The organism is Gelidibacter sp. (assembly GCF_035577925.1).
Classification (GTDB): Bacteria; Bacteroidota; Bacteroidia; order Flavobacteriales; family Flavobacteriaceae; genus Gelidibacter.
Genome location: NZ_DATJCY010000052.1, coordinates 1 through 5,699, shown reverse-complemented (window position 1 = coordinate 5,699; position 5,699 = coordinate 1). Strand labels below are relative to the sequence as shown.

Annotated in this window: 4 protein-coding genes; 1 reads left to right on the top strand and 3 read right to left on the bottom strand. The window is 37.0% G+C overall.

What is annotated here, in order from left to right:
• Window positions 1-311: 311 nt before the first annotated feature.
• Both VNJ50_RS01700 and VNJ50_RS01695 read right to left on the bottom strand, forming a co-directional pair.
• On the bottom strand, window positions 312-2,615 hold the full coding sequence (locus VNJ50_RS01700; RefSeq protein ID WP_325578450.1) for a sodium-translocating pyrophosphatase: 2,304 nt from the start codon (window positions 2,613-2,615) through the stop codon (window positions 312-314).
• A gap of 118 nt (window positions 2,616-2,733) precedes the next feature.
• Entirely contained in the window at window positions 2,734-3,261 is a 528-nt protein-coding gene (locus VNJ50_RS01695) for an inorganic diphosphatase (protein WP_325578448.1), read from the bottom strand.
• Between the two features lie 177 nt (window positions 3,262-3,438).
• On the opposite strand from VNJ50_RS01695, the gene VNJ50_RS01690 reads away from it, so the two are divergent.
• On the top strand, window positions 3,439-3,576 hold the full coding sequence (locus VNJ50_RS01690; protein ID WP_325578446.1) for a hypothetical protein: 138 nt from the start codon (window positions 3,439-3,441) through the stop codon (window positions 3,574-3,576).
• A 19-nt stretch (window positions 3,577-3,595) separates the two neighbouring features.
• On the opposite strand, the gene VNJ50_RS01685 is transcribed toward VNJ50_RS01690, so the two are convergent.
• On the bottom strand, window positions 3,596-5,699 hold a 2,104-nt coding region (locus VNJ50_RS01685), incomplete at its 5' end, for a DUF5686 family protein (RefSeq protein WP_325578444.1).

Here is a 5,699-nt window from a genome sequence, read left to right as displayed (position 1 = left end):
TGATTGACCTTGAACTTGCCGATAACGTAAAAGCAAGAATCATTGATGCCGATCAGAAAAACGAGTATGTAAAGGTTGGAAAAAAACCTGAAATACGGTCGCAATATTCCATTTACGAATATTTTAAAAGATTGAAATCATAATTTTAATATCACTGAGTTGTTAGAATAACTAGATCTTAAATTGCAATATTTATAGTTTCATCATCGATATCTAGTATCAAAGAAATTTTAAAATATCACAAAATAAAAAAAGCCACATCTTAAAAACGTGGCTTTTTTCGTATTTAAATTACCAGTAATCTGGTTATATTACTTGCTTTCAGCAGCAACAATAGTTTGTTGAACATGATCCATATCTTCTGAAATTATTTCACCTTCCATATCATTCGAAACGGTTTTAACAACTTCAATAACTTCGGTATTTGCAACTGCAGTTTCAATGGTATGCCCACCCAAAATAGGAGCGATAACCAAACCTATCAAACAGGTTAGTTTAATCAAAATATTCATGGATGGCCCTGAAGTATCTTTAAATGGATCTCCAACCGTATCTCCTGTAACTGCTGCTTTATGTGCTTCAGAACCTTTAAAAGTCATTTCGCCATTAATCAATACACCAGCTTCAAAAGATTTTTTAGCATTATCCCAAGCGCCACCAGCGTTATTCTGGAAAATAGCCCAAAGCACGCCGCTTACCGTAACACCTGCCATATAGCCCCCTAACATTTCGGCAATGGCCAAGTTATTCATTCCGAAAAGCATAGGCACAAAAGCAATAACTATTGGGAAACCAATGGTCAATAATCCTGGAAGCACCATTTCTTTTAAGGATGCCTCTGTTGAAATGGCCACACATTTATCATACTCTGGTTTTGCTGTACCTTCCATAATTCCTGGAATGGCACGGAACTGACGACGCACTTCCTCAACCATTTGCATAGCAGCTTTACCAACAGCGTTCATGGCCAAAGCAGAAAACACAACAGGTACCATGCCGCCAACAAATAACATGGCTAGAACAGGCGCTTTAAAGATATTAATCCCGTCAATACCTGTAAAAGTCACGTAAGCTGCAAACAATGCCAAAGATGTCAATGCTGCCGAAGCAATAGCAAATCCTTTACCGGTTGCTGCGGTGGTATTTCCTACAGCATCCAAAATATCTGTACGCTCTCTTACAATAGGATCTTGCTCACTCATTTCGGCAATACCACCGGCGTTATCAGAAATAGGCCCAAAAGCATCAATAGCCAACTGCATTGCAGTGGTAGCCATCATTGCCGAAGCGGCCAAGGCCACACCATAAAATCCTGCAAAAGCATAGGACGTCCAAATAGCACCAGCAAATAACAATACGGATGGAAATGTTGAAATCATTCCGGTTGCCAAACCTGCAATAATATTGGTTCCTGCACCAGTACTTGATTGCTGCACAATTTTTAAAACAGGTTTTTTACCTAAACCCGTATAAAACTCAGTAATTGAAGAAATTAAAGCACCTACAACCAATCCAACTAAAGTGGCATAAAACACGCGCATGGAAGAGATGTCCTGAAGACCTTCACCAAAGAAATTCATTTTCATGGTTTCTGGCAACATCCAGGTTACCAAAACATAACAAGATAGGGCTACCAATGCTATAGACACCCAGTTTCCAAGGTTTAAAGCACCCATAACCTCAGCTTCTTTAGCATCATTATTTTTAATTTTCACCAACATCGTTCCGATTATGGAAATGATAATTCCGGCACCAGCAATGGCCATTGGCAACAACACCGGGCCAATACCGCCAAAAGCATCTGTAATGGCACCACCCATATCCTTGATCACATAATTACCCAATACCATTGCAGCTAAAACAGTTGCTACATATGAACCAAATAAATCGGCTCCCATACCGGCAACGTCCCCAACGTTATCACCAACGTTATCTGCAATAGTTGCAGGGTTACGTGGATCATCTTCTGGGATTCCAGCTTCTACTTTACCAACCAAATCGGCACCAACGTCAGCAGCTTTTGTATAAATACCACCACCAACACGCGCAAAAAGTGCAATCGATTCAGCTCCTAATGAAAATCCGGCAAGCGTTTCTAAAACAATGGTCATATCCATGGTATTGGTCCAAACACCACCCATAAATACTTGAAAGAACAAAATAAAGAAAGCGGTCAATCCTAAAACTGCCAATCCAGCAACCCCAAGTCCCATCACCGTACCACCACCAAAAGAAACTTTTAGGGCATTTGGTAAACTTGTTTTTGCGGCTTGGGTGGTTCTAACGTTAGTTTTAGTGGCGATTTTCATCCCAATATTTCCCGCAAAAGCAGAGAACATAGCTCCAAAGATAAAAGCAATGACAATTAACCAATGTGTTGTAGGAACCACCAATGAAACAACGGCAAGTAAAACGCTTACAATAACCACAAAAATAGCTAGTAAACGATATTCGGCCTTTAAAAACGCTAGGGCGCCTTCATGGATATAATCTGAAATTTCTTTCATTCTACCATCTCCAGCATCTTGTTTCATGACCCAAGATTGTTTTATTAGCATATAAATTAAGCCTAAAGCTGCCATAGCAATGGGCATATAAATCATCATTGATTCCATATTGTTTTATTGATTTGATTAGTTTTAAACGGTTGCTAATGTAATAAAATCAAAGAGAAATAAAAAACCCCTTATAGTTTATAAGAGGTTATATAATTGTTATATGCAAGGTGTTATCCTAAATCTTAAAGTTGCCATTGATTTTATGTTCACTTTCTTCATAGCGATCAATACATTTGTCAAGGATTTCATAGGCTTTTTTAGCTGTACCCCATCCACCAACATCAACTTTTTTCTTTTCTAAATCTTTATAGACCTGAAAAAAATGCTCAATTTCTTTGATAAGATGTGGATTTACATCAGATAAATCATTAAGGGTATTCCAAATAGGATCAGAAACTGGCACACATATTACCTTTTCATCATTTCCTTTTTCATCTGCCATGTGGAAAACGCCAATAGGCTTAACTTCCATAACACACATCGGAAACGTAGGCTCTGTTCCCAATACCAAAACATCTAGCGGATCACCATCCAAAGCCAAAGTTTCCGGAATAAAGCCATAATCAGCAGGATACATCATGGAAGAGAACAATAAACGGTCAAAGCGAATCTTCTTTAATTCAAAATCGTATTCATACTTGTTACGGCTTCCTTTTGGTATTTCAATCAATACGTCAAATGTAGTTTTTCCTTTAGGACTCATAATATTATTTATTTTTAGTAGCCTTTTTATTAGTGGCTTATGTTATATAATCTCCCTTTTTTTAGGCGTGCAAAGATACGTAAGTGTTTGCAATGTAGTCGTGTTATTTATGCTTATTTTTAAGAAGGCCGAAACCCAATCACTTTAATACCACTTTCAATATTAGAATAAAAAAATATGGATCTTTTCAAATTCCATGGCATTGCTGCAAATTTGAGTAGCATATTAACGCTTGATAAAGAATATCCGCTGGAACGAAATTTTGATGCCCCTGGATTTAGAGAATTGATTGACGTTAAATACAAATTAACTTAAGCAAAAAACTGAATAGATTTTAAAAGTTGAATCCAAAACTTCCAGTCACTCCAAAAGGACGTGCATCGGGTGCATCAAGATAATTACCTCTAAAATTAAAATCGATACGGAAAACCTTAAAAATATTCCCCACGCCAATACTGTATTCGTAATAGACTTTATCGGTAGGCGCCAAATAGGTTAATCCCGAAGCATTTAAGTCTCTATTGGCTTGTGATATATCGCCCCAAACACCTCTAATTCCAACAATTTCGCGAAGATTATATTTTCGCAAAAAAGGAATTCTTGAAAAGAAATAGCCGTTAAAATTATGTTCTAAATGCAAAGACGTATAAGTATCGGTCACAAATTCATAATAATCCAATTGTGAAAAGGTATTGTAAATAGAAAAATAAGATTGGTTACCAGGCACAACATTCAGAAGTCCCAACGGCACATCTCCAAAAGTTTTACCGGCCTCAAGTGTGGTGGTCAATCGGCCAAAAGCACCAATGTGCCAAGGCTGGATATACGAAAATTGCAATTTGGTATAATCAAAATCACTATTAAAAAGACCTTTATCGCCACGGGTCACCTGTGCAAACAAACTTGGATAACCATCATTGGCATGACGCCTTTCTACGCCAAACCCCGTCATTTTACGACCTGGAAAATAACCTATAGAAAAAGCATTTTCAAATTGCGTAATTTCTGATGCGATGGCCGTTTGTGTGGCATCGGTATAATAATCCAAACTAAAAGTTTCTGATGCCGAACTCAAGGTTTTATAAGTACCGCTCAATCTAAATTCCAAGTTTCGTACCGGCTCCAACTCCATAGAAAAGGTGGTCAAATTTACGTTTGTCAATTTATCATTGGTACTCGTGCCAATAACGGACGATGATGCAAAGCTACGCCCCAAAACGTCTGTAGATGAAGTTAAATTAACACCTATCTGCTCCACATCGCGCCGGTTTCCTGCCGAAATAATGAATCGGCTTTTTTTGTCGACGAGCCATTTTGCCGAAATACCATATTTAAATTTATCATCCCGAAATCCATAGGCCAAAAACCCTTCCAAACGCCATAAATCATTGGGACCAAAATATGTCCGTCCGCCTGTTCTGAGCCGTACGCCTTCCACTTCATTATAACCGAAAGTGGAAAAAATGGGGCCATAATCAAAATTGATATCGGTAAACTCAACATATCCCGAAGCTAGAATACTTCCTAAATTATAAAGCTTTTTAAATTTCTTTACGGTTTTTAGAGTATCCAACATTTTATAAACGCCACGTTCATCTTGGCTCAAAGCTTCCATTCGGTTTTGTTCCCAAAAATCGTCATCTCTATTATAAACATCGACGTCAAAATTATATACTTCTTGAGCGTAAAATTTATCGTCTTTAGGAATGTCAAACTCGTAGTTATCATAAAGTGTGGTACGCTTGCCATAAACACCGCGCGATTGTTCCTTTTTACTGAAAGCAAAATCAGACATAAAATAATCGCGTTTGATCAAAAATATAGAATCGTTTAAAACCTCAAAATCCTGCTCGATATAAATTTCTTTTACCCAGTTAATATTAGCACTTTTGGAGGCTTGCATATTGATTTCCTTAATGGCATAAGTGGTATCATTAACCCAGAAATCACCCTTAAAGGTCAATTCGTTTTTTCGACGCGGATAATAAACAATATTATAACACCATTTATTATCTATAAAAGTACTGTCGGAAAGTACATAATTATAGGTATTGATCCCAGTCTTAGATAGTGGACTTACAAAGCTTTTATCAAAAAACTTGAGGTAATTATCGTAAATATCAAAATCTGAATACAGATCATCTACAAAATCAATAATGATTTGATTATTGCTAAAACCCGAATTTTTATTGCCTTTTAAATCTTCTTTTTCCTTCTTTTTTAAATTATCGCCATAAACTTTGCTACTGGCTTCATTGATGAAAATAGGCAAATAGGTTTTTCCTGTAACCCGGCTCGTATCAACTTGATCGAAAACAAATTCCATTCCCCTGAACAACTTGCTTTTAATCAACGCACTATCAATCGTATTGATATCAAATTCAACTTTCTCGTATTTATCGTATTGGTATTGTTTGAATTGGCGCAATCCGTTTTGA